We start from the raw sequence: 23,352 nt of genomic DNA, 5'->3' as shown, positions 1-23,352 counted from the left end.
GGAACAAGATTTCCCATTTCTTCGAACATTACAAGGACCACGAGCACGGCAAGTGGTCCAAGATCAGCGGCTGGGAGAACGCCGCCAAGGCCAAGGCCGAAATCGAGAAATCCATCGCGGCCTACAACAAGGGCTGATCCGGCCCACCGCCCGTCCCATGCAAAGCCCCCGCCGATAGCTCGACGGGGCCTTTTCGGCCGCGGCCGGGTGTTCTAGAACACTACCCGGGCGCGGGCGTTGATACTGTTGCCGTCGGCCAGCGCTAGGGCGCGATGCGGTTGCTGGTGCGCCAGTGGGTGCATACAGCAAACAATTTTTCTATAAAGGGGATCAACGCTCGGTTAGCCGAGGACGCAGCTCATGCAGGTTGCACGGCCGGGTGCGGATATCGATCTGCGCGGCGATCAGCTTGTCCCAGCCCTCCGCGACCGCGCCCGAAGAACCGGGCAGACAAAAGATGAAGGTCGCCTTGGCCACGCCGGCAATCGCGCGCGATTGCAGCGTGGACGTGCCGATGCTCTCGTAGGAGAGCATGCGAAACATCTCGCCGAAGCCGTCGATGCGCCGGTCGAACAGCACCTCGACGGCTCGGGGCGTTACATCGCGCCCGGTCAGCCCCGTGCCGCCGGTGGTAATGACCACGTCGGGCGCGTCATCGGCGACCCAGCGCGCCACGATTGCGCGTAGCTCGTACACGTCGTCCGGGCAAATTCGTTTTTCGTGCAAGGTATGGCTGGCGGCCTCCAGCCGCTCGACAAGCACCCGGCCGGACTTGTCGGTCGCTTCGGTCCGGGTATCGGAGACAGTGAGTACGGCGATGCGCAACGGCACGAATTGCGGGGTCATGGCGGGCGTGATGACAGCGGCGATGATCGACACGATGTCATACTAATCCGATCAGAGGTAATGCCGCGGTGACGGCGCGCCGCGACCCGCGTATACTACGCATGGTTGGCGCCCACCCTCCCGCTATTGCGCGAGCGCCGATTACACGCGCGCCGCCGGCTTTGTATCCGGCCGCCGAAGATCGACACGGACACTGCACACAATCCAGGTCGGTCTGCTATTCATACCACCAGGATTATGCATGTCATTCGATTCCCTCGGCCTGTCGCCGCATCTGCTGGCGGCCGTCGCCGACGCGGGCTATAACACGCCCACCCCGATTCAATCCCAAGCCATTCCCGCCATCATCGACGGCGCGGACGTATTGGGCGCGGCCCAGACCGGCACCGGCAAGACCGCGGCCTTCGTGCTGCCGATCCTCGAACGGCTCGGCAAGACCCACGAAAAGAAACCGCGCGTGCTCGTGCTCGCCCCGACCCGCGAACTGGCCGCCCAGGTCGGCGAGTCGGTGAGCACGTACGGCGCCAACACCCCGCTCAAGCGCACCGTGGTGTTCGGCGGCGTCGGTTACCAGCCACAAATCTCCGCCTTCAAGAAAGGCGTGGACATTATTGTGGCCACGCCCGGCCGTCTGCTCGATCATCTGCAGAACGGGCATATCGACTTATCCAATCTGAACACGCTGGTGCTCGATGAAGCCGACCGCATGCTCGACATGGGCTTTATCCACGACATCAAGCGGGTATTGAAGTACGTGCCGAAGCAGCGCCAGACGCTGCTGTTCTCCGCGACCTTCTCCAACGACATCCGCAAGCTGGCCGGTTCGCTGCTCACCCGCCCGGTCGAGATCGACGTGGCGCCGCGCAACGCCACCGCCGAGCGCGTGGCCCAGCGCGTGATCATGGTCGAGAAGACGCGCAAGCGCGCCGTGCTGAGCTATCTGATCGGTTCGAACGACTGGTCCCGGGTGCTGGTGTTCGCCCGCACCAAACACGGCGCCAACCGGCTCGTGAAACAGCTCGAAACCGATGGTCTGACCGCGGCCGCCCTGCACGGCAATAAATCGCAGAATGCCCGTACCAAGGCGTTGGACGGCTTCAAGAAAGGCAGTATTCGGGTGCTGGTGGCCACCGATATCGCCGCCCGCGGCATCGATATCGACGCCCTGCCCCATGTGGTGAACTACGAACTGCCCACCGTGCCCGAGGACTACGTGCATCGCATCGGCCGTACCGGCCGGGCCGGCGCCGAGGGTGAGGCGCTGTCGCTGGTCGGGCCGGACGAGCGCAAAAACCTCAAGGGCATTGAAAAGCTCATCGGCCAACAAATCGAGCGCTTCCAGCCCGAGGGTATCGACCTGCGTGCGCCGCACGACGGCGACAACATGGAAGACGACGGCGACCGGCGGCCGGCGCGCCGCCCGGCCAAGTCCAAACCCTCGCGTCCGCGCGGCGGCGGCGACAAGCCCCGCGGCGAATCCGACAAGGCGGGGCCGCGCAAGAACAAACCGCATCACGAACGCGCCCGCCACGACGACAACGGCGACGCAAACCGGCCGCGGCGTAACGCCCGCCGGGGCAAACGCGGTGGACGCGGCGGCCGACGCCAGGGCGGCGGTTCGACGAACTGATCGCCCGAACCCGGGAGGCGCGCCCAAGCCGGCGCGCCTTTTTATTGTCCACCTTTATGGCCCGCCGATCGGTCGCGGTGGACGAATCCTTTACAATCGCGCGCATGATTGCCTTTAAAAACGTCACCCTCCGCCGCGGTCCGCGCAAGCTGCTCGAAAACATCGACCTGCGCTTCCAGAGCGGCCAGCGCGTGGGCATCGTCGGCGCCAACGGCACCGGCAAGTCCAGCCTGCTCGCCATGATGCTCGGCGAACTCGCGCCCGACGCCGGCGACATCGATATCCCGGCCGGGGTGGAGACCGCCACCGTACGCCAGCACGCACCGGCCGGCGCGCAGCCGGCGATCGAGTTCGTGCTCGACGGCGATATCGAGCTACGCGAAGTCGAATCGCGCCTGGCACAAGCCGAAGCCGAGGGCGACGGCCACGCCATGGCCGAAGGCCACGGCCGTATGGCCGAGATCGACGGCTACGCGGCACGCGCGCGGGCCGCCCGGCTGCTCCACGGTCTGGGCTTCGCGCCGTCCACCTTTGAGGCGCCGATCGACGATTTCTCCGGCGGCTGGCGGATGCGCCTGAACCTCGCGGCGGCGCTCATGCGCCGTTGCGATCTGCTGGCCCTGGACGAGCCGACCAACCATCTCGATATGGACGCGGTGTTCTGGCTGCAGGCGTATCTGGCGTCGCATCCGGCCACGCTGGTCGTGGTCTCGCACGACCGCGATTTTCTCGACGCGCTGGCCACGCACACGCTGCACCTGGAACACGGCAAGGCGATTCTCTACACGGGCAACTATTCCCGGTTCGAGATGATGCGCGCCGAGGCGATGGCGCAACAGCAGGCCGCCTACGAAAACCAGCAGAAGAAACTCAACCAAATTCAGGGCTTCGTCGATCGCTTCCGCGCCAAGGCGACCAAGGCCCGCCAAGCGCAGAGCAAGCTCAAGCAGATGGAGCGCATGGAAAAAGTCGAGGCGGCGCATTGGGATACGCCGTTTTCCTTCGAATTCGCCGCACCCGCGCGCCTACCGGAGACCCTGCTGCGCGTGGACAACGCGGATATCGGCTACGACCACACGCCACTGGTCACCGCGATCAAACTACGGCTCGTGCCCGGCGATCGGCTGGCGATTCTCGGCCGCAACGGCGCCGGCAAGTCGACCGTCATGAAGCTGTTGGCGGGCGCGCTCGCACCTATGGCGGGCGAGGTCCAGTACGACAAGTATCTGAGCGTCGGCTATTTCGCCCAGCATCAACTCGAAGTGCTGGACGACACGGCGAGTGCGGCGCAGCACGTCCAGCGCCAGGACCCAAAAGCCTCCGAACAGCACATCCGCGATTTCCTCGGCGGCTTCGACTTTCGCGGCGATAAGGCGCTGGAACCGATCGGCCCGTTCTCCGGCGGCGAAAAGGCCCGGCTGGCGCTGGCCCTGGTCGTGCATTCGCGGCCGAATCTGTTATTGCTCGACGAGCCGACCAACCATCTCGATCTGGAGATGCGCCATGCCCTGGAGACCGCGCTTGCCGGTTTTACCGGCGCGGTGGTGATGATCGCCCATGACCGCCACCTGATCGACGCCACCTGTGATCAGCTCTGGCGTGTCGACGACGGGCAGCTTGCACCCTTCGACGGCGACCTGGACGACTACGCCAAGTGGATCACGCGCCAGGGCGCGGCGCGCGAAGGCCGGGACGTCAAGAAAACGACCGCGCCCGGCGGCTCGGGCGCGACCGCGCGACGCAGCTCGGCCGAACAACGGCAAAAAGAAAAACCGCTGCGCAACGCGCTGAAGAAAGCCGAGGACGAGATGGGCCGGCTGACAAAACAGATCGAACGCGTCGAAGCCGATCTGTCTCGGCCCAGCGTCTACGAAAGCCCGACCGAATCCGCCCGTCTGTCGGCCGAGCGAGGCCGCCTGCGCAAGCAGCTCGACGCCGCCGAGGCGAGCTGGATGGAAAACGCCGAAGCGCTGGACGCGCTGCAGTCCGAAAGCCACGCCGCGTAATGGCCGAGCCGACCTTTTTCTGGCACGATTACGAGACCTTCGGCGCCGATCCGAAGCGGGACAAGCCGGCCCAGTTCGCCGGCATTCGTACCGACCTGGATTTCAACGCGATCGGCGATCCGATCGTGCTTTACTGTCAGCCGCCGGCCGATATGCTCGGCCATCCCGAGGCCACGCTGATCACCGGCATCACACCGCAGTACGCGCTCGAACACGGCGTACCCGAGCCGGAATTCATCGCCACCCTCGTGGCCGAAATGGCCAAGCCCGGCACCTGTAGCGTCGGCTACAACAGCCTGGCCTTCGACGACGAAGTCACCCGCCATACGCTGTGGCGCAATTTCTTCGACCCGTACGCCCGCGAGTGGCAAAACGGTTGTTCGCGCTGGGATATCATCAATATGGTGCGGCTCGCCTATGCGCTGCGCCCGGACGGTATCGAGTGGCCGAAACGCGCCGATGGCGCGCCGAGCTTCAAGCTCGAGGCGCTCGCCGCGGCCAATAATCTCGCCCAGGAGCGCGCACACGATGCGCTTTCCGATGTACAGGCGACCATCGATCTGGCCCGGCTGATCCGCGACAAGCAGCCGCGCCTGTACGAATACGTCCAGTCGCACCGCGACAAGACCGGCGCCCGTAAATTATTGGACATGGACACGCGCAAACCGGCGCTGCATGTCTCGTCGAAATTTTCCGCCGCCAACGGCTGTCTGTCGCCGGTCATGCCGATCGCACAGCACCCCTCGAACAAGAACTGCATCATCGTCTACGACCTGCGCGCGGACCCGGCGCCGCTGCTGGATCTCCCGCCGGAGGATATCTTCGAGCGCATCTTCACGCCCAGCGAAGACTTGCCCGGAGATGCGCCGCGCGTCGCGCTCAAGGGCGTGCATCTGAACAAGTGCCCGGTGCTGGCGCCGTTCGAAATGATGCGCGAGCACGAGGCCGAGCGGCTGAATCTCGACATTCCGCGGTGCCGGCGCCACTGGAAGACGATCCATGACCGGCTCGCCGAAGTCGAAGCCAAGGCCACGGCCGTGTTCGACGCCCGCGTGTTCGATGCCGAATCCGATCCCGAAGCCGCGCTCTACGACGGCTTCGTCTCGAATGCCGACCGTCAGCTTGCGGACAAGGTCTGCCGAAGCACGCCGGAAAAACTCGCCGCCGGCGAGATCGTGTTTGCCGACAATCGCCTCAACGAACTGCTGTTCCGCTATCGCGCCCGACATTTTCCCGAGACCCTGGCCGACGCCGAGCGCGACGACTGGAACAATTGGATCTCGAAACGGTTGGAGTTCGCACCCGACGGCGGGCTCACGCTCGACGAATACGACGAAGTGGTCGCAGCGCTAATGGCGCGCGTCCAAGGCGACCCGGCCCGGCTGCAATTGCTGCTCGATCTCAAGGCCTGGGCCGACCGACAGCGGCGGCTCGTATAAGTACGCAAACGCGGACGAGCCCGGCCGCGTAGAGGCCTGCATCCGGCCGACCTAGAGCAATTTCTACCTTTTTAAAGTTATTCATCCGCAGATGAACACAGATTTACACAGATTGAATAAGCGTCAAATCATAAAACGCATGAAGTTGCCGCGAAGCATCCCATGAATTAAACTAAGTTTAATTAGCTAAGTCTATTGAATGTTAAAAGCCATGAACATCATCAACATTCATGAAGCCAAGACCCAGCTGTCACGGCTAGTCGAGCGAGCCGCCAACGGCGAACCGTTTATCATCGCCAAGGCCGGTAAACCGTTGGTCAAAGTCAGCGCCGCTTCGGCGCCGGATTCCGGTCAATCCGCGCGTCTGGGTTTTCTCTCCGGCGCATTCGAAACGCCCGACGATTTCAACCGCATGCACGCGGACCCAATTGCCGAACTGTTTTACGGCGACGAGCCGTGATCCTACTGCTGGATACCCATATTCTACTCTGGGCGGCCGCCGAGCCCTGGAAGCTCGGCGAGCGCGCGGCCGGCCTCATTGAAGATCGTGCCAATCGGCTCTTGTTCAGCGCCGCCAGCATTTGGGAAATCGCGATCAAGAGCGGTCTCGGACGCGCCGATTTTCACGTCTCGCCTTCCCAAGTGCGACGCGGGCTGCTCGAGAATGACTACGACGAATTGCCGGTCAGCGGACGACATGCGATTGCGCTCGGCAATCTTCCGGCTATTCATCGAGATCCTTTCGATCGCCTGCTCATCGCGCAGGCGCAAAGCGAGGACGTCACGCTGGTCACGAACGACGATCTGATCGCCCGATACCCCGGGCCGATTGAAGCCGTGTAGAGTACGGCCTTTGTTCTCAAGGCGACTGAAACGGCGGACAGCGCCGTTTCCGAGACGCCCCAAAGCCGTATGACCACAACCGCGATTCAACAGTTCGACGCCGCCTTGATGAATCTTGGCCAGGCCCGTCAAACCGATCCAAACGCCTCCAACGCGCCGGCGCTGGCCGCGGCCGGCATGGTGCTGGCCGAGGACGGCGGCCCGGCGGCGCTCTACGAGCGCGTCAAGCGCTTTGAATCGGCCGGTATCTTTCGGGATACGGACTGGGACGAGCCGGCGATCCTGCAGCCAGACATCGCCAAGATCTCGCTGCGCACCGGCGACGCCCAGACCACGGTGATCGAAGCGCTCAGCCAGTTGCGCCTGCTGGCGGTCGCCCGCGGCGATTATGCGCACCCGCGCATCACGCCCGAGCACGCGCGCCAGTTCATCACCCAGGTGATGGCGCTCAACCTCGATCTGTTGTCCGGCCAACTCAGCGAGGCCGATCGCGAACGCCCCTTCAGCCTCGGTCCGATCGTGGCCGCGCTGTATCGCTTCGAAGTCGATATGATGGGCTACGAGAGCATTCTCGACAGCCTGGTGGCGGAAGTCTGGCGCATTCTGGAACAGCGCCCGATCGATGTGGACGACGCGCGCGAGATGGTCATCCAGATCGCCCGATGCCTGTTCGACCCGGCGCTGGATACCGACAATACCAGTGCTCAGCAACTCGTGAACTGCCTGTTCGCGCCCACGCCCGGCTGCGCCGAAGACCCGGGCGTGGCGGTCTACGGCAAGCGATTATCGACCTTCGTGGACGAGGAACTGCGCGCCGAGGCCCACGAGTTTGCCCGCGCCATGCACGACACCGGGCTGGTCTCGGTCTATCAAGCCGTGTTCCTGCGCCATCTACGCGCGCGGGGCGGCGAGCACCTGATTCCGGTCACGCTCGGCCTGGGGCGCACCGGCACCGATGCCTATCAGTGCCACACCGCGCTGGTGTTCGAGATCATCGACGACATCATTTTCGTCGAAACCGCGCAGGCCATCTATGGCCTGGCTCAGTTGCTCGAGCGCGGCACGCTGTTCAACGGCCCGGTCGCGGCCGGTCTGTCGCGCCAGCTTCGCCTGCCGCTGTCGAGCGGAACCGCGGCCACGCTCACCGCCGCCTTCGGCGCGCACCGCGAGCCGCGGGTATGGCTCATGGCCGGCGTGCTCAACCTGCTCGGCCAGCCGCTCGGCGTCGGCCAGGGCAACAATCCCACCTGTCAGTCGGTGATCGGCCTGTCGATGTGGGCCGACAACGACCCGGACTACCTGCTCCAGCTGATCGCCTGGGCCGCGCGCGACGACGAAGTGCTGCTGCGCTTCGAAGGCGACATCGTCTCCTCCAAGGGCCTGGCCGCGGGGCTCGCCAAACAGCGTCCGCTGGACGTGGACCCGGTGTCGATGATTCTGGTGCCGCATCTCGACCGTATCTATATCGAGATGGGCCGGCTCTGCGGCGAACGCGACGACGACCTGCACCGCTGGATCCACCCGGAGTTCTACGGCTGGTGGGTCGGCAACGGCTTTCGCGTGGTCGCCAACGCGCGCACCGAAAAGATCGAGGACCACGACGTCTTCATCCGCGACTTCTACGCCAGCTATCACCCGGACTACAACGGCGGCGTACCGGTGATTCATCCGCAGCCGGCCGGCATCGCCGCCACCGACAGCGCGGCGCGCTACGTCGGCCGTCACGCCATCGCCATCCGCCGTGTCGCGCTCGACCCGGACGGCGAAATGCGCGTGTATTTCTTCAATCCCAACAACGACAGCGGCCAGGACTGGGGCCAGGGCATCCACACCGACACCCACGGCCACGGCGAACGCCATGGCGAGGCCAGCCTGCCCTTCCACCAATTCGCCTCGCGCCTGTTCGTCTTCCATTACGATCCGCTCGAGCAGGGCGAGCCGGCCACCGTGCCCGCCGAGGCGGTCGAGGCGGTGCTGGAACTGGCCAACCACAGCTGGGCCGAAGTCTTCTAAAGCTGTCGACACTTCGAAGGAAGCCGCTCCGGTAAGAAACGTAGCGCGACCCACCCACTTTATGCGTAGCATGGGTGCAAATTTCACAACCCTGCGCCCATGCTACCCAAGCTCACCGACGTCGAAGCCCGCATTATCGGCTGCCTGATGGAGAAATCCGTCACCACCCCGGACCAGATGCCGCTCACCCTCAACGCGCTGACCAACGCCGCCAACCAAAAATCGGCCCGCGAGCCGGTCATGTCGCTGACCAAGGTCGATGTGCAACGCGCCGCCCGCGCGCTTGCCGTACGCAGCCTTCTCCACATCGAAGAAAACTTCAAGAACGGCATCGACAAGTACCGGCAGCGCCTGTGCGGCGCCGGCCAGTTCGCCGACATCAAGCTGACCAAGGCTCAGTTCGCAATCGTCACCCTGTTGTTACTGCGCGGCCCCCAGACCCCCGGCGAACTCCGCGCCCGCGCCGGCCGCCTCTATGATTTCCCCGACAACGACGCCGTGGGCGTCGCGGCCCGCGAATTGATCGACCCGGACGACACCGAGAACGCCCTGCTCGTCCAGCTGCCGCGGACCAAGGGACGCAAGGACGCGGAGTTCATGCATCAGCTGTGCGGCGTAATCGATCCGGCGATCGAGGCCCGGCCGGCACGTCACGGTGCCAAGCAACCCGCCGACCCAAGGCGCATCGCAGAATTGGAACAAAAAGTTGCGGAGCTGGAAGCCGAAAACGCAAGGCTATACGAAAGGCTCGAGGCGCAATACAACTCCTGATGCCGAAAATCCGGTTCGGCACGATGAAACGCCCGATAGACCATTCCGGGAGCAGCTTCCCGGGCCGCCCCACAAAGTTATTAAGCCGGCATGAAATAGATGAACAACCATCGGCTTAATAAAGCGGACCGCGCAAGCGGGCCGCCGCGGCGTCAAGCCGCGAAGCCTTGTCAAATCCAGGCCGGACATTCGCCGGCCTGGATTTGGCGAGGCGCGTTGAAAACAGCCGATCTTTCGGCTGTTTTGTTGCCACATTAATATCTAGGACAGCGATCCGTGACGCCACATTATCCTGACACCAGCCTGCAAAATCCGCGCGCGTCCGCGTTCACCGCTCGTCTTTATCGAATATCCGCTTTTATCGCGGCGTATTTCCTGCTGACACTGGCTTTCGTGCAGCTACAACGGCCGGATCAGCCCTTGGCGCAGCCGATCAGCCACTATCTGGCCGGCCCGTATTCGAGCTGGCTTCGGATGGCGGCTTATCTGCTCGGTTTTTCGTTCGCGCTGTTCGGGATCGCGGTGCGGAGAACCTTCCGCAGCCCTGCCGGCACGCTGGTCATGCTGCTGATGTTGGTCAGCACTTTGAGCATCATCATCACCACGCGATTTCACGCGCCCTGGCCCCACCCCGAACACCCGGTCAGCCTGTTCGACGCCCGGCTGCATTTTTCCAGCGCCGTCATCACTTTTATATGTGCTTTCATGAGCATGATCGTCCTGACCGCCCTGATCTGGCGTCTTGAGGCCTTCCGCCGCCGGCGCTTCATATTCGCAACCCTGAACGTCACCGTATTCATCACGCTCGTCCTGGACCCGCTGTTGCTTTCGCTCCAAGGCGGCCTGGAAAAGCTCGTGACGTTACAGATGCTCACTTGGCAGATACTGATGATCCGATACCTTTTATTGGAAAAGAGGACGATAGATACCGCCTTTCCCGTTTCCGCCCCGGCCACGGCCGCCGCCGCGCGAGACTCACTCGCACAGCGGACATTTGCACGACTTCGCCGGTAGCGACATGCATCGCGAAATCATCCCTCAATTTAAAGAATTATATCGCGTGACAACGCCCATCAATTGCCGGCGGATTTGTACACGGGAAAAGACTACGCTGAACTACAACCACATATCGCTCACGGAGAAAAACATGTCACCAAAGCGTACCCAGTGGGGCCGGGCCATAGCGGTCATGAGCCTGGCCGCCGTGCTCGCGGCCTGCTCCGATAACAAGGACGTCTCTCTAAATGACAACGACGCCGACGCCGACAGCGGGCCGGCCCCGATCGGCCAGCGTCTGGCCGAAAACTACGGCATCCCCTATCACGCCGTGATCGCCCATCGCGGCGTGTCCTACTATGCGCCCGAGGAGACCCGCCCGGCCTACAAGCTGGCCCGCGACGTAGGCGCCGATTATCTCGAGCTGGACCTGCAACGCACCAGCGACGGGCATCTCATCGCTCTGCACGATACCAATCTCAAACGCACGACCAACATCGAACAGGTCTTCCCCGACCGGGCGGACAACCCGGTCAGCAGTTTCACACTGGCGGAGATCAAGCAACTGGATGCCGGCAGTTGGTTCAACGCGGCGTACCCGGAGCGCGCCCGCCCGGGTTTTGCCGGCCTGAAGATCTTGACGCTCGACGAAGTGCGACAGATCGCCGAGAACGGCGAGAATCAGCCCGGCCTCTATCTGGAAACCAAGGCGCCCGAGCTGTTTCCCGGTATCGAAAAGGATCTGGCGGATTATCTTCTATCCAAAGGCTGGATCGGGGCCCACCCGCGCATGGCGCCCGACGATTTCGACGCCGAACACCACGTCAACGTCGGCTATACGAGAGGCCGGGTGATTCTGCAGACCTTTTCCAAGGACAGCCTGGTCAAACTCAACCAGCAAATGCCCGACACGCCGAAAATTCTGTTGCTGTTCTTGGGTGGCGAAGGCGAAATCCCGGCGGATGACAGCATTACGCAGCGCCCGGGCGAGTCGGACGTAGCCTTTCAGGCACGCCAGCGGGTAGCATCACGCGAAGCCTACGATGCGTTCCTTGATTTCGCGCGCGCCCACGGCGCCGTGGGTGTCGGCCCATCGGCCACCCGCGCGGATCTTGATCCGACTTACAGTTACGCGGACCTGGCCATGCCCTGGATGATCCGGCACGCCCATCGCCGCGGTCTGCTGGTACATGTCTATACGCTCGACGACGTGGTCGATTTCCGGCGCTATCAAGAAAGAGGGGTCGACGGCATATTCACCAACGATGCCCCCACCCTGCTACGTTTCGAAGGACGGCCGCCGTCCACGAGCGCGCCCGATCTGCTCGATCAGTACGGTTATTGAGCGGCCGCGCCGGACGCCGAGCAAGCACTCAGCGCCCGGTGCGGGCCATGCATTGATCCCAGCGCGATTTCACGCGCTTGGCGAACCAGGCGGTGGTCAGGTCGCGGGTGATCTTGGGGCTGTCGAGCTCGATACCCGGCAGCGTGGCGCGCGGCACGCGCTCGCCGGCTTGTTTGTCGGCCAACGCGAACACGCGCTTGTAAACCCGACTATCGGCGAAGTCCTGGCTTTTGCCTTGCTTGAGCGCGGCGTGGATATCGTCGTCGGAAAGTCCGATCCGATCGGCGAGCCGGCGCGTGGCCCGCTCGGTGTGGCTGGTGGCGGTGCTGCCGTGGATGACGAGATCGCCGTCCAGCGCCAGTCGGACGCCGGTGAGCCGGCTCACCGCTCGCTGAAAAGCGGCGTTACGACTGGCGTACCAGCCGGCGTTGTAATCGGCAAAGCGATATAGCGGCGAAGGATAATCGGCCGGATAACCCAGCAGATGCAAAATGCCGAAATACAGCCCGCCGCGCCGGGTAAAAACCGCGTGCCGGGTTGTGCCGTTCTCCGGGTAAGGATAATCGCTGTCGTGCGCCTTCGCGAAATCCACGTCCACCTGCATCGGTCCGCCGGTGTGAACCGGATTGAAGCCGCTCAGCAGTTTGCGGCCGAGCGGTACCTGGCCGACGAAATCCTCGAACAGCTCGCTGAGTTGACGTTCGGTGTGCACCGCGGACAGACGTTGTTGATAGGTCTGGCCGGTGGAGGATTTTAGGCCCAGCGCGGCGCCAAGCAGAAATTCCGGCACGTGGGCGGCCGCGGCGCGACGCTCCAGTTCGCTCCTTGCGATGGACGCCAGATGCGGTACGCGCGGGTCGGCATGAAACGACGACTCCTGCCCCACCATCGCGAGCGTGGCGCAGAGATTGCCGTCGCTGGCCTCGATATCCTGGGCCGAGAAAGCAGTCTGGATATCCTCGGCCCAGGCCTGCTTGTCGCTCACGTGTGAAGGCAACAGATGAACGACGCGATTTTGCACCGATTCGGGCGATCGCGTCGGCCGGCTCGACGGGCGCCAGTGCGCGCAGCCCGCTAGAAGCAACAGCGCAGAAAGACCGGCGAAGAGCACGGTACGGCCGGACCAACCCCGGCCGGGTATGCGACCGCGATGAGATATTATGGGCGCGTGTTTGGAGATGATCGACGGTGATGATTTCATACGCCGTCGGTATCGCCTCGCAGATCCGGCCGTTCGCGGCAGCCGGCCCGCGCCGCGATTGCGCCCATCGCGGCGAGCCAGATCAACGGCACCATCTCGGAAAATATACGGTGCTCGGGCAGCCGCCCCACCCACATGGCGAAGCAGAATAGCGGCAGCGCGAACGTGATCAGCACGATCTTGAGCCGCCGGTCCACGAAGCGCCACCAGAATAGCGCGACCAGCGCCAGCCCGCCGGCGAAGCGCGTGACGAACCAGGCGGCGTAAAACGGGCTGCGAAAGAAGCCGAGATTACTCAGCAAGTGGCTTTCGTATTGGGTGCTGGCGATTCGGCGATTCGGGTTCTGCATATCGCTAAACAGCCAATACAGTGGTAGCTCGACGGCCAGAAAAACCGCCAGCAGCACCACGCCGAGCGCAAGCAGTTGCGTCGTCGGAAGCCGCCCCCAGAGCAGCAGCGCGGTGGTCGGCAGCAGAAAAATCGTGGTCTCGCGGTTGGCGGTGGCGATGGTGAACAGCACCACGAACACGAGCAACACGCCACGCGAAGGGCTTTTACGCAGCCGCATCAATAACAGGCAAAGCGCGAGCGTGAACACCGCGGCCGGCAGATCGTAGGGATAGTAGAACAGCGGCCAGGCGCGCCATACGCCCAAGTCCAATACGCCGTCGGCGGCGCTGAAACCGGACGCCACATGCAGATCCGGCATCAGCAGATGCGCCACCATCGGCACCACCACGGTCAAGGCCAGCAGCCGGCGTATTAATTCGTTCCGGGCGATGCCGAAACGCTCCAACGCACGATACGCCAGCGCAATCAGCGCCATCCAGAACACCAGTTCGACGGCCCCGAACACGATCTTCGGCCCGAGCGGAACCAAATACTGCACGCCGGCCACGATCGCGGGAACGAGCACGCGGCATTGAAACGGTTCGGTCGCATTGAAATGGGCCATTAGCTCGAAACCGGCGAGCTTGAACGGCGCCGTCGTGGTGAACTGTAAGCCGGTGAGCAGCAGGCTGATCAGAAACGTCGCCACCCACCACGCCGCATGCTCGCGTCGATCGAACCGGCTAGCACCCGGTACCCGGTAACACGCCCTGTCACCTATGGAATCATGCATGAACTCGCTCACTGGCCATTGCAGACGCCGCGGTCATTGCACCTTACCGTGCGGCGCCGCCCAGGCTCGATCACGCATCAGGCGCGCTGTCGGAATGAAAGCCACAGCACGCCCGTGCTCGTTCACGGCCGACCGGAAACTTACGCTATCACGGGCGGATGCCGACCGCCACGGCAATGCCGGTCACGGCCGATCGCCGGCTATTTTCAACGCAGCCCTCGAACCACGGCCGGCGTTTATTAACCCGGCACCAAAACAGCTGAAATATCAGCTGTTTTCAACGCACTCGAAAATAAAGGCCGGCGCATGTCCGTCCTTTATTTTCAAGCGCTTCGCGGCCCCTGGCCGCGGCGATCACGCTAACGCATGCTCGCATTCTTAATCCGGCATGAAGGTATTTTCATGCCGGATTAATAACAAGAACGTGCCGCAGCGCGCACACGCCACCGAGCGCCGAGAATATCGACGGTGTACACCGCCAGCGCAAGCCAGATACAGGCGAAGGTGACGATATCGGCTGTGGTCAACGGCTCATGGAACAGCGCCACCCCGGTCAGAAAATGCAGCGTCGGCGTGAGATACTGGATAATACCTATGGTGCCCAGGCGCAGGCGCCGCGCGCCGGCGGCGAACAGTGTGAACGGTACGAGGGTGAGCACGCCGGCGCCGATCAGCAGCGCGTCGATGCGTGGCCCGTCGACGAGAAATGCCGCCCCGCCATGGGCATACAGCCAGCCAAGCCAGCCCAGCGCGAACGGCGAAAGGAGCAAGGTTTCGATCAGCAATCCGGTGACGCTGTCGACAGTCAACCGCTTGCGAATCAAGCCGTAGAAACCGAAACAACCGGCCAGGATAAGACCGATCCACGGCACCTGGCCGTAGGCGGCCACGGAAAAGACCACGCCCGCGGCCGCGATCGCCACCGCGACCCATTGCAGGCGCCGCAGGCGTTCGCCGAGAAACACGAAACCCAGCGCTATATTCAGCAGCGGATTGATGAAGTAACCGAGGCTCGCCTCGATCACCCGATCGTTGACCACCGCCCAGATGAAGGTGCCCCAGTTTGTCGCAACCAGCGCGGCGGTCACCGCGAGCGCGCCCAGCAGTGAAGGCGTAACGAACACCGCGCGCACCCGATCGCCCTGGCGCAGCAGCAGCACCGCGAGCCCGACCAGCGTCGCGGTCCAAAGGATGCGATGCGCCAGGATTTCCCACGGCGAGACCGACGGGTCGATCAAGTGCAAATACAGGGGCAACAAACCCCAGATGAAAAACGCGCCGAAGGCGGCGGCCAGCCCGAGCGTACGTTCGGTCGGCGGTGAGGATAACGAAGGCCGCGGCATTGTTAGTCAGGCATCAAAATAAATATATAGGCCGGGCTATTACGCCGGCGATCGAATAGAAAACTTTTTCAGAGTAATAAGGCGAGCCGCCCCGGCTCACCCGCGACGCGAGCACAGCGAGCGGCGCAGTGTGCCACGGGTTGACGCACGCCCCCGCAACGCAGCAAGGATAGACGCTCTGTCGCCACAAACCACCGCTACGATGAACCCGTTCTCGCCCCGGCCCGCGCCCATCCCCAGGCTTAGCCTGATGCTCGGCTATCTACCGATCGTGCCGCTCGTGGTAGCCGGCGTGGGCGTCTGGTTCGCCGGGCCGGCGCTGTTCGCACTGGCGATCGAGGCCTCGGTGCTCTGGTCGGCCATCCTGTTCTTCTTTCTGGCCGGGGTACGCCGCGGTTTGAGCTTCTTCACCGAAGGCGGGCCGCAGCCGGCACAGATCCTGACCATGTTCTGGCTGTTTCTGGTCGGCGTGGTGGTACTGATCTCGCCCTATATCACATTCGCCCTGGCCGTGGCGGCACTCGGTTTCGCCAGCATCGGCGTGCTCGATCCGGCGGCCGCCCGACGCCGCGAAGTACCGGATTTTTTCCGCGCCCTGCGCCCGCCGCAGATGGGCTTGGCGACGCTGGCCATGATCTCGATTCTGCTCTCGGTCTGGCTCTGACGCCGCGCCGGCCTGTGCGCATCGCGGCTGGCCCGTCATCCGTTTTTACCCGTGCCGTTGCGGACGAACGCGCGGATCGCGCGGTGCTAGCATGTGCCGGAGAGGATCGAAACAGCGGATAATGCCATGGCACAGGCCGTCTGGACCGGTGATATCGCGTTCGGGCTGATTCAGATTCCGGTCAAGCTCTATAGCGCGCAGCGTCGCACCGGCCTGAGTTTTCGTATGCTGGACTCGCGCGACGCCGCACGCGTGCGTTTCGAACGGGTCAACGATGATACGGGCGAGGAAGTGCCCTGGGATCAGATCGTCAAGGGCTACGAATACGACGGTGGCAATTATGTGCTGCTGGACAGCGCCGATTTCGAGGCGGCCGCCGAAGAGCCGACGCGCGAGATCGAGATCGAGCGCTTCGTCGCCCTCGACGCGATCGAGCCCGCCTACTTCGAAAAGCCCTACTACCTGATCGCCAACCAGAAAAAACCCAAAAGCTATGTGTTGCTGCGCGAGACGTTGGCCGACACCGGCCAGGCCGGTATCGCCAAGATCGTGATCCGCGGGCGCGAGCATCTGTGCGCGATCTACGCCGAAGACAACGCGCTGATCCTGAACATGCTGCGCTTCGATCAGGAACTGCGCGACTTGGGCAACTTCAGCCTGCCCAGCGGGCCGGTGTCCGACTTCGATATATCGAAAAAAGAAGCCGCCATGGCCGAGGAACTGGTGGAATCGATGAGCGGCGAGTGAGAACCCGAGGCCTATCACGACGAGTACCGCCAAGCCCTGCTCGATTATATCGAGCGAAAGGCCGAAGCCGACGGCAAGTCCATAGTCGCACGCGAGGACAAGGACGACACGGCGGATACGGACGACGAAGAAAAGGTCGTGGATTTCGCCGATCAACTCGCGCGCAGCGTGACCCGGCAGAAATCCTCCGGTACCGCCGCGAACAAGAAAAGCAGCAAGTCCGGAAGTAACCGGAGCAAGAGCGGAAACGGCTCGAAAAACAAAAAGAAAAGCGCGAGTCAGTCGCCCGGAAAAAAGAAAAAAGTGTCATAAATTTATAATACCAGCCGTCATAATGATTTAACGATAGTCGACAAGAAAAAGAGCAAGCCCGCAAATAAACGCCAAAGGCACGCAAAATAAAGAAAATTAGTTTTTATTTGCGTTTTTTTCGCGTTCATTCGCGGACTGTTTTCGTCTTCCTTTTGTACCCTTGTTTTTGCAGGTTGGTATAAGTCGGGCGCATCGTTCGCGGCTAAGCGCAGTCGGCTCATGGCCCGGCCGACTACTGCGATCGTCGGATTTGCGATACGTTGTAGTTTGGTTTGATCGCCCTGCCGCCCCATGACGCTCCTTCCAGAAGTCCAGGCCGTCGTCGACAAGCTCAATGCGGCCGAAATTTCGTTCACCGACTTGAGCGTGCCCGAAGCGCGCCGGCTCTACGTCGAAACCCTGGCCCGCTCGGGCGGTGAGCCGGCGGCCATGGCGACGGTCGAGGATCGGCAAATCCCGGGGCCGGCAGGCGAAATCGCCATCCGTCGTTACCAGCCGCAAGGCTTGGCCCGTTCGCCCGCGCCCACCGTGATCTACTACCACGGCGGCGGCTGGGTGCTCGGCGATCTCGACTCGCATGATCGCGTCTGCCGCCAACTCGCGTTGCGCAGCGGCTGCCAGTTGATCGCCATCGACTATCGGCTGGCGCCCGAGCATCCGCTGCCGGCCTCCAGTGAAGACGCGATCGCCGCCTTCGAATGGCTAACCGCGAACGCCGCCGAACTGGATATCGATCCGGCGCGCGTGGCCGTGGCCGGCGACAGCGCCGGCGGCCATTTATCGGCCGTGGTCGCGCTGGCCGCCCGCGATAACGGCTGGCCGCTGACCTTCCAGGCGCTCATTTATCCGGCGACCGATCTGCGGGACGCGGCGCGTTATTACCCGTCCCGGAGCCGCAACGGGCGGATACCGCCGCTGACCGCCGAATTCATGGACTGGTTCGGCCGCAACGCGACCGGCGACGCCACCGATACCGCCGACTGGCGCGTCTCGCCGCTGTTGGCCGCGTCGCTGGCGGACACCGCGCCGGCGCTGGTTGTGACCGCCGGCGCCGATGTGCTGATGGACGAAGGCACGCTTTACGCCATGCGCCTGCGCGACGATGCCGTACCCTGCGAGCACGCACATTTTCCCGGCGTGATCCACGGCTCGATCGAGATGCAGGCCTGGCTCGCGGTGACCACCACCTTGCTCGACCGGGTCGCCGCCGCGCTGCGCGGCGCCCTAGGCGCGACGAACCAGAACTATTATTAAGCCGGCATCAAAATAGATGAACGACCATCGGCTTAATAAAGCGGACCGCGCAAGCGGGCCGCCGCGGCGTCAAGCCGCGAAGCCCTGTCAAATCCAGGCCGGACATGCGCCGGCCTGGATTTGGCAGGGCGTTGAAAACAGCCGATCTTTCGGCTGTTTTGTTGCCACATTAATAGCCCGACCGGCCGGCGCGACGCGCGCGACCCAGCCGCTGCGACGGCGCCGTCAGCGCGGCCGCCGCCGCGCTTTCCGGACGGCCGAAATAGTAACCCTGCAGATGCGAGCAGCCGTCGGCGCGTAACTGGTTGGCCTGCTCGATATGCTCGACGCCCTCGGCCGTGATCTGAATGCACAGGCTCTCGCCGAGGCTGGTGATAGCCTTGACGATCGCCTGCGCCTCGGCGTCATGACAGACCTCCTTGACGAAACTCTTGTCGATCTTGATTCGATCGAACGCGAACGAGCGCAGATAGTGCAGCGACGAATAACCGGTGCCAAAATCGTCGAGCACGATCTTCACGCCCATCGCCTTGAGGGCTTCCAGCAGATGAATGTTGTTGCGCGAGGCATCCAGCAGAATCGATTCGGTAATCTCGAGCTCGAGGCGATGCGGCGCCAGCCCCGAGGTGGCGAGCGCGTCCCGTACATGATCGACGAGCGCGCGATCGTCGAACTGTACCGGCGAAAGATTGACCGCGATACTGGCCTCCCCGCTCCAGCCGGCCGCCTCGCAGCACGCTCGCATGAGCACGCGCGCGCCGATCGCCCGGATCAAACCGGTTTCCTCGGCCATCGGGATGAATTCCAGCGGCGGCACGATCCCGCGCTCGGGATGCCGCCAGCGCAGCAGCGCCTCCATGCCCGAAACCGTGAGACTGTCCGAGGCCATGATCGGCTGGTAATAAAGCACGAACTCGTCGGCCTCGAAGCCGCGCCGTAGATCAACCTCCAGATCGAGACGCATACGGGCCGCGCGATGCAGCCCGGGGTGGAACACCGAATAGGTCCCTCGGCCGCCGCGCTTGGCATCGTAAAGCGCCAAATCGGCGCAGCGCAGCAGATCCTCGGTGTTGGCGATGTCGGCGTCGGAGACCACGAGCCCGATGCTCACGCCCGATTGCACGGCGTGATCGTCGACCACCACCGGGTCGCGCATGGTCTCGATCAGCCGTCGCGCCACGCGTTCCAGTCCCGCCGCGTCACCGCACTGCGGGATGACGACACAGAACTCGTCGCCGCCGATACGCGCCAGCATGGCCGCATCGTCGAGCGCGGAACGCAGCCGCGCGGCCACTTGAATCAGCAGCCGGTCGCCGACCGGATGGCCGAGTACGTCATTGATGTTCTTGAAGTTGTCGAGATCGATCAGCAACAAGCCGACGGCGGTGTGCTCGTAGTCGCCGGCCGTCAGCGCCTGGTCGAGCCGCTTGTTGAACAGCGTGCGGTTGGGCAGGTGGGTGAGCGCGTCGTGGTGCGCCATGAAATGGATTTTTTCGCTGGCGCGGTGCTCTTCCGTGACGTCCTCGACCAGATACATGAGATTGTATCCGCCGCCGATGTCATCGGTGACGCGCAACACGCGGCACTTGAGCCGCATCGCGCCTTCGGCGGTATCGACGGCAATGCGCGTCTCCCGAGTCTCGGCATCCGCCAGGGTTTTGGCCGCCGGGCCGCGCAACCGCTCGATGATGATGCCGGCATCGATCGCGGCGGCGCAACCGTCGTTCGCCTGCCCGGCATTGTCGATGAGAATCTGGCCGGTCTGGCTGTCCGCCACCACCACCCGAATCGGAATATTGCCGATCACGTTGTTGAGAAACGCCGACAGCGAGCGCGATTCGCGGTAGCGATGCTCGGCGATACGCTTGGCCTGCAGGATATCGTTCTCGTGCTGCTTGTGCCGCGTCATGTCGCGCGTGATGTTGGCGAATCCGATCAGTTGTCCCGCTTCGCGGATCGGTATCATCAGGACACCGGCCCAGAAGGGCGTACCGTTTTTGCGATAGCGCCAGCCCTCGACCTGATGCCGGCCTTCATCGCGAGCGCGCGCTATCGCCGCCTCGGGCAACCCGCGTGCGCAATCGGCGCGGCTTTGAAAAATCGAGAAATGCCGGCCGACGATTTCGTCCGCGGCATAACCCTTGATCGCCTCGACCCCGGCCGGATTGCAGCTGGTCACCACCCCCTCGAGATCGAGCATCAGGATCGCGTAGAGCGTTACGCTCTCGAACAACAGACGGAACTGGCGGTCGGCCAGCCCTGCCGAACCGTCGTCACCCCTGGTCTTGCCGCATTCGCGTTCTATGACCGCAAAACCGGTGATCCGCCCCCGGTCGGACACGGCCTCGACCACGCCGTGGGTCGAAAAACGACTGCCATCCTTGCGTCGGCGCTGAATTTGGGTCTCGTGGCGGCCATGCTCGCGGGCCGCGGCGAGTATGGCGTCGGGCCCGTTATCCGCGGATTCGGGGTCGTCGAACTGCCATGCCAGCGTACCCAGCGCCTCCTGTTCGCCGTAGCCCGTCAAACGCTGGGCGCCGGCGCTCCAGGAGCGAATACGGCCCTCGGCGTCGAGCATGTAGATCGCATGCTCGGTCAGGCCGTCCAGGAGTTGGCGGTGAATCGCCGCCTGGCAATCAGTTGTCGACATTCCGACACATCCGGGAACGCGGTTACGCCGTTCTATCGGCCGGCGCGCGGCCGGCTTGAGCCCGGAGCGGATTTAGTTCCTAGTCGTTGTGCGTCTCGACATGGCCGCCGAACTGATTGCGCATTGCCGATTGCAGCTTGTCGCCGAAGCTCGGCGTGTGGCGCGAACTGAAGCGCGCGAACAGCGCGGCCGAAAGCACGTTGGCCGGCACCGCCTGCTCGATCGCGGCGTTGATCGTCCAGCGGCCTTCGCCGGAATCCGATACTTCGCCGGTGAATTCGGCCAGATTCTGGTCCTCGGCCAGGGCGATCGAACTCAGATCCAGCAGCCAGGAGGAGATCACGCTGCCGCGCCGCCAAACTTCGGCGATATCGGCCAGATTCAGGTCGAAGCGCTCGTCGTCCGGCAGGAATTCGGCCGTCCGATTTTTCAGAATATCGAAACCCTCGGCATAGGCGGCCATCATGCCGTACTCGATGCCGTTGTGAACCATCTTCACGAAATGCCCGGAACCGACCGGCCCGCAGTGCAGATAACCCTGCTCGGCGCGCGCGTCCAGCGCTTCGCCGCGCCCGGACGTGCGCTCGATATCGCCCGCGCCGGGCGCCAACGCGGCGAAGATCGGGTCCAGGCGTTCGGCATTGTCCTTGTCGCCGCCGATCATCAGACAGTAGCCGCGTTCGCGGCCCCAGACACCGCCAGAAACCCCGACATCCATATAGCGGATATCGTGTTCGGCCAGCATGGCCGCGCGACGCACGTCGTCCTTGAAGTTGGCGTTGCCACCGTCGATCAGCGTATCGCCGGCCTCGAGCAACCGCGCCAGTTCGGCGACGGTGTTCTCGGTGACTTCGCCGGCCGGCAGCATCAGCCACAGCGTGCGCGGCTTGGGTAGGGCCTCGACCATGGCGGCCAGCGAATCCGCGCGCTCGCCGCCGGCTTCGGCGATGCGTTTCACCGCCTCGGTGCTGGTGTCGAAGACCACGCATTCATGGCCGGCGTCCATCAGGCGGCATGCGATGTTGCCGCCCATGCGGCCGAGCCCGAGCACTCCGATCTTCACGAAGACCTCCTTGTTGCCGGATCGCCGTCAGTGCGATCCGTATTGGCTGCTATACGAAACATATATTTTACAGAGTGCGGCCCGGCTTAGGGCCGGGCGACACCGTGAATTAGGGCCTAATACCTACGCCTCCGACATCAGCTTGTCCTGGGTACGGCGCTTGAAATCGCTGGCGCCGTGCCGCTCGTGGAGCTGCTCCGACTCGTCGCCCCACAGCCGGTTGACCATCCGCCCGCGGACGACCGCCGGCCGTTTATCAATAGCCTTGGCCCAGCGCTGAACGTTTTCGTATTCGTCCACCCGTAGGAATTCGCCGGCATCGTAGAGCCGGCCGAGCGCGAGCGCGCCGTACCACGGCCAGGTCGCGATATCGGCAATGGTGTAGGCGTCACCGGCCAGATACGCGTTATCGGCCAGACGCCGGTCGAGCACGTCGAGCTGGCGCTTGGCCTCCATGGTGAAGCGATCGACGGCGTATTCGATCTTCTCCGGCGCGTAGCTGTAAAAATGCCCGAAACCGCCGCCGAGATAAGGCGCGCTGCCCATCTGCCAGAACAGCCAGTTCAGGGTTTCGGTGCGCACATCCGGATCGGTCGGCAGAAAAGCGCCGAAACGCTCGGCCAGGTACAGCAGAATCGAGCCTGATTCGAAGATGCGCCGCGGCGCGGACACGCTGTAATCGACCAGCACCGGGATCTTCGAGTTCGGGTTGACGGCGACATAGCCGCTGGAAAACTGCTCGCCATCGCCGATCCGAATCGGCCAGGCATCGTATTCGGCTTCCCCGTAGCCGGCTTCGAGCAGTTCCTCGAACAGCGTGGTCACCTTCACGCCATTGGGCGTGGCCAGCGAATAGAGCTGGTAGCGGTGCTTGCCGACGGGCAGATCGGCTTCGTAGCGCGACCCGGCGTGGGGGCGGTTGATGCTGGCGAACTGGCCTCCGCTTTCCTTATCCCAACTCCAGACCCGGGGCGGCGTGTAATCGATCGAATCGCTCATGATTAAAATGGTGCAGTATACAAAGAGGGCGCCAGTGTACTACCGCTTCGCGTTTACACCATTGCTGATCGTCCGAAGCCTCAAGTTGTCGCCGGGCCGGCCGTTA

General features: G+C 63.4%; 22 protein-coding genes. 14 read left to right on the top strand and 8 right to left on the bottom strand.

Annotation, left to right across the window (positions count from 1 at the left end):
• Nucleotides 1-8: 8 nt before the first annotated feature.
• Entirely contained in the window at nucleotides 9-137 is a 129-nt protein-coding gene (locus VFJ08_RS13840) for an inorganic diphosphatase (RefSeq protein WP_414707046.1), read from the top strand.
• Nucleotides 138-330: 193 nt separating this feature from the next.
• On the opposite strand, the gene moaB is transcribed toward VFJ08_RS13840, so the two are convergent.
• On the bottom strand, nucleotides 331-846 hold the full coding sequence (gene moaB / locus VFJ08_RS13835) for a molybdenum cofactor biosynthesis protein B (RefSeq protein ID WP_324997811.1): 516 nt from the start codon (nucleotides 844-846) through the stop codon (nucleotides 331-333).
• Between the two features lie 241 nt (nucleotides 847-1,087).
• Here moaB and VFJ08_RS13830 point away from each other — a divergent pair, with 241 nt between their 5' ends.
• The 9 genes from VFJ08_RS13830 (at nucleotide 1,088) to VFJ08_RS13790 (ending at nucleotide 11,889) form a co-directional block, all read left to right on the top strand.
• Nucleotides 1,088-2,476, top strand: a complete 1,389-nt coding sequence (locus VFJ08_RS13830; RefSeq protein ID WP_324997810.1) for a DEAD/DEAH box helicase — start codon at nucleotides 1,088-1,090, stop codon at nucleotides 2,474-2,476.
• A 104-nt stretch (nucleotides 2,477-2,580) separates the two neighbouring features.
• Entirely contained in the window at nucleotides 2,581-4,482 is a 1,902-nt protein-coding gene (locus tag VFJ08_RS13825; RefSeq protein WP_324997809.1) for an ABC-F family ATP-binding cassette domain-containing protein, read from the top strand.
• Complete coding sequence (gene sbcB / locus VFJ08_RS13820; RefSeq protein WP_324997808.1) at nucleotides 4,482-5,921, top strand: exodeoxyribonuclease I; 1,440 nt, start codon at nucleotides 4,482-4,484, stop codon at nucleotides 5,919-5,921. Before VFJ08_RS13825 ends, sbcB begins: the two co-directional genes overlap by 1 nt.
• A gap of 211 nt (nucleotides 5,922-6,132) precedes the next feature.
• Entirely contained in the window at nucleotides 6,133-6,381 is a 249-nt protein-coding gene (locus VFJ08_RS13815; RefSeq protein WP_324997807.1) for a type II toxin-antitoxin system prevent-host-death family antitoxin, read from the top strand.
• Nucleotides 6,378-6,764: a type II toxin-antitoxin system VapC family toxin gene (locus VFJ08_RS13810; RefSeq protein WP_324997806.1), complete on the top strand. Its 387-nt coding sequence runs from the start codon at nucleotides 6,378-6,380 to the stop codon at nucleotides 6,762-6,764. The genes VFJ08_RS13815 and VFJ08_RS13810 overlap by 4 nt, the downstream gene beginning before the upstream one ends.
• A gap of 69 nt (nucleotides 6,765-6,833) precedes the next feature.
• Nucleotides 6,834-8,777: a hypothetical protein gene (locus tag VFJ08_RS13805; protein WP_324997805.1), complete on the top strand. Its 1,944-nt coding sequence runs from the start codon at nucleotides 6,834-6,836 to the stop codon at nucleotides 8,775-8,777.
• A 99-nt stretch (nucleotides 8,778-8,876) separates the two neighbouring features.
• On the top strand, nucleotides 8,877-9,548 hold the full coding sequence (locus VFJ08_RS13800; protein WP_324997804.1) for a YceH family protein: 672 nt from the start codon (nucleotides 8,877-8,879) through the stop codon (nucleotides 9,546-9,548).
• A 276-nt stretch (nucleotides 9,549-9,824) separates the two neighbouring features.
• Nucleotides 9,825-10,562, top strand: coding sequence for a DUF998 domain-containing protein (locus tag VFJ08_RS13795; protein ID WP_324997803.1), 738 nt, complete (start codon nucleotides 9,825-9,827; stop codon nucleotides 10,560-10,562).
• 133 nt (nucleotides 10,563-10,695) lie between these two features.
• A complete protein-coding gene (locus VFJ08_RS13790; RefSeq protein ID WP_324997802.1) occupies nucleotides 10,696-11,889 on the top strand; it encodes a glycerophosphodiester phosphodiesterase in 1,194 nt (397 codons plus the stop codon).
• Between the two features lie 28 nt (nucleotides 11,890-11,917).
• On the opposite strand, the gene VFJ08_RS13785 is transcribed toward VFJ08_RS13790, so the two are convergent.
• From VFJ08_RS13785 to rarD, 3 genes are all read right to left on the bottom strand, one after another.
• Nucleotides 11,918-12,874, bottom strand: coding sequence for a DUF1615 domain-containing protein (locus VFJ08_RS13785; protein ID WP_324997801.1), 957 nt, complete (start codon nucleotides 12,872-12,874; stop codon nucleotides 11,918-11,920).
• Between the two features lie 212 nt (nucleotides 12,875-13,086).
• On the bottom strand, nucleotides 13,087-14,214 hold the full coding sequence (locus tag VFJ08_RS13780; RefSeq protein ID WP_324997800.1) for a hypothetical protein: 1,128 nt from the start codon (nucleotides 14,212-14,214) through the stop codon (nucleotides 13,087-13,089).
• A gap of 410 nt (nucleotides 14,215-14,624) precedes the next feature.
• Nucleotides 14,625-15,557 carry an EamA family transporter RarD gene (gene rarD / locus VFJ08_RS13775; RefSeq protein WP_324997799.1) on the bottom strand — a complete coding sequence of 311 codons (933 nt, stop codon included), beginning with the start codon at nucleotides 15,555-15,557 and terminating at the stop codon, nucleotides 14,625-14,627.
• Between the two features lie 250 nt (nucleotides 15,558-15,807).
• Between rarD and VFJ08_RS13770 the strand changes: the two genes are divergently transcribed.
• The 3 genes from VFJ08_RS13770 to VFJ08_RS13760 all read left to right on the top strand — a co-directional run bounded on the left by VFJ08_RS13770 (nucleotide 15,808) and on the right by VFJ08_RS13760 (nucleotide 17,280).
• A complete protein-coding gene (locus VFJ08_RS13770) occupies nucleotides 15,808-16,221 on the top strand; it encodes a DUF3429 domain-containing protein (protein ID WP_414707080.1) in 414 nt (137 codons plus the stop codon).
• Between the two features lie 126 nt (nucleotides 16,222-16,347).
• Nucleotides 16,348-16,968 carry a Ku protein gene (locus VFJ08_RS13765; protein ID WP_324997797.1) on the top strand — a complete coding sequence of 207 codons (621 nt, stop codon included), beginning with the start codon at nucleotides 16,348-16,350 and terminating at the stop codon, nucleotides 16,966-16,968.
• Nucleotides 16,969-17,106: 138 nt separating this feature from the next.
• Nucleotides 17,107-17,280, top strand: a complete 174-nt coding sequence (locus tag VFJ08_RS13760) for a hypothetical protein (protein ID WP_324997796.1) — start codon at nucleotides 17,107-17,109, stop codon at nucleotides 17,278-17,280.
• A gap of 17 nt (nucleotides 17,281-17,297) precedes the next feature.
• Here VFJ08_RS13760 and VFJ08_RS13755 read toward each other — a convergent pair whose 3' ends face one another.
• Nucleotides 17,298-17,573, bottom strand: a complete 276-nt coding sequence (locus VFJ08_RS13755; RefSeq protein ID WP_324997795.1) for a hypothetical protein — start codon at nucleotides 17,571-17,573, stop codon at nucleotides 17,298-17,300.
• Here VFJ08_RS13755 and VFJ08_RS13750 point away from each other — a divergent pair.
• Nucleotides 17,572-18,534 carry an alpha/beta hydrolase gene (locus VFJ08_RS13750; RefSeq protein ID WP_324997794.1) on the top strand — a complete coding sequence of 321 codons (963 nt, stop codon included), beginning with the start codon at nucleotides 17,572-17,574 and terminating at the stop codon, nucleotides 18,532-18,534. The two genes, VFJ08_RS13755 and VFJ08_RS13750, sit on opposite strands and share 2 nt — an antisense overlap.
• Nucleotides 18,535-18,703: 169 nt before the next feature.
• Here VFJ08_RS13750 and VFJ08_RS13745 read toward each other — a convergent pair whose 3' ends face one another.
• From VFJ08_RS13745 to yghU, 3 genes are all read right to left on the bottom strand, one after another.
• Complete coding sequence (locus VFJ08_RS13745; protein ID WP_324997793.1) at nucleotides 18,704-21,184, bottom strand: sensor domain-containing protein; 2,481 nt, start codon at nucleotides 21,182-21,184, stop codon at nucleotides 18,704-18,706.
• 79 nt (nucleotides 21,185-21,263) lie between these two features.
• On the bottom strand, nucleotides 21,264-22,247 hold the full coding sequence (gene gnd, locus VFJ08_RS13740; protein WP_324997792.1) for a phosphogluconate dehydrogenase (NAD(+)-dependent, decarboxylating): 984 nt from the start codon (nucleotides 22,245-22,247) through the stop codon (nucleotides 21,264-21,266).
• A 123-nt stretch (nucleotides 22,248-22,370) separates the two neighbouring features.
• Nucleotides 22,371-23,246 (bottom strand): glutathione-dependent disulfide-bond oxidoreductase, encoded by an 876-nt coding sequence (gene yghU, locus VFJ08_RS13735; protein ID WP_324997791.1) that lies wholly within the window; start codon nucleotides 23,244-23,246, stop codon nucleotides 22,371-22,373.
• Between the last annotated feature and the right edge of the window lie 106 nt (nucleotides 23,247-23,352).

It is taken from the genome of Salinisphaera sp. (assembly GCF_035690525.1).
In the GTDB taxonomy this organism is placed as follows: domain Bacteria; phylum Pseudomonadota; class Gammaproteobacteria; order Nevskiales; family Salinisphaeraceae; genus Salinisphaera.
The sequence above is the reverse complement of the archived record's forward strand: the minus strand, read 5'-3'. Positions and strand labels throughout refer to the sequence as shown.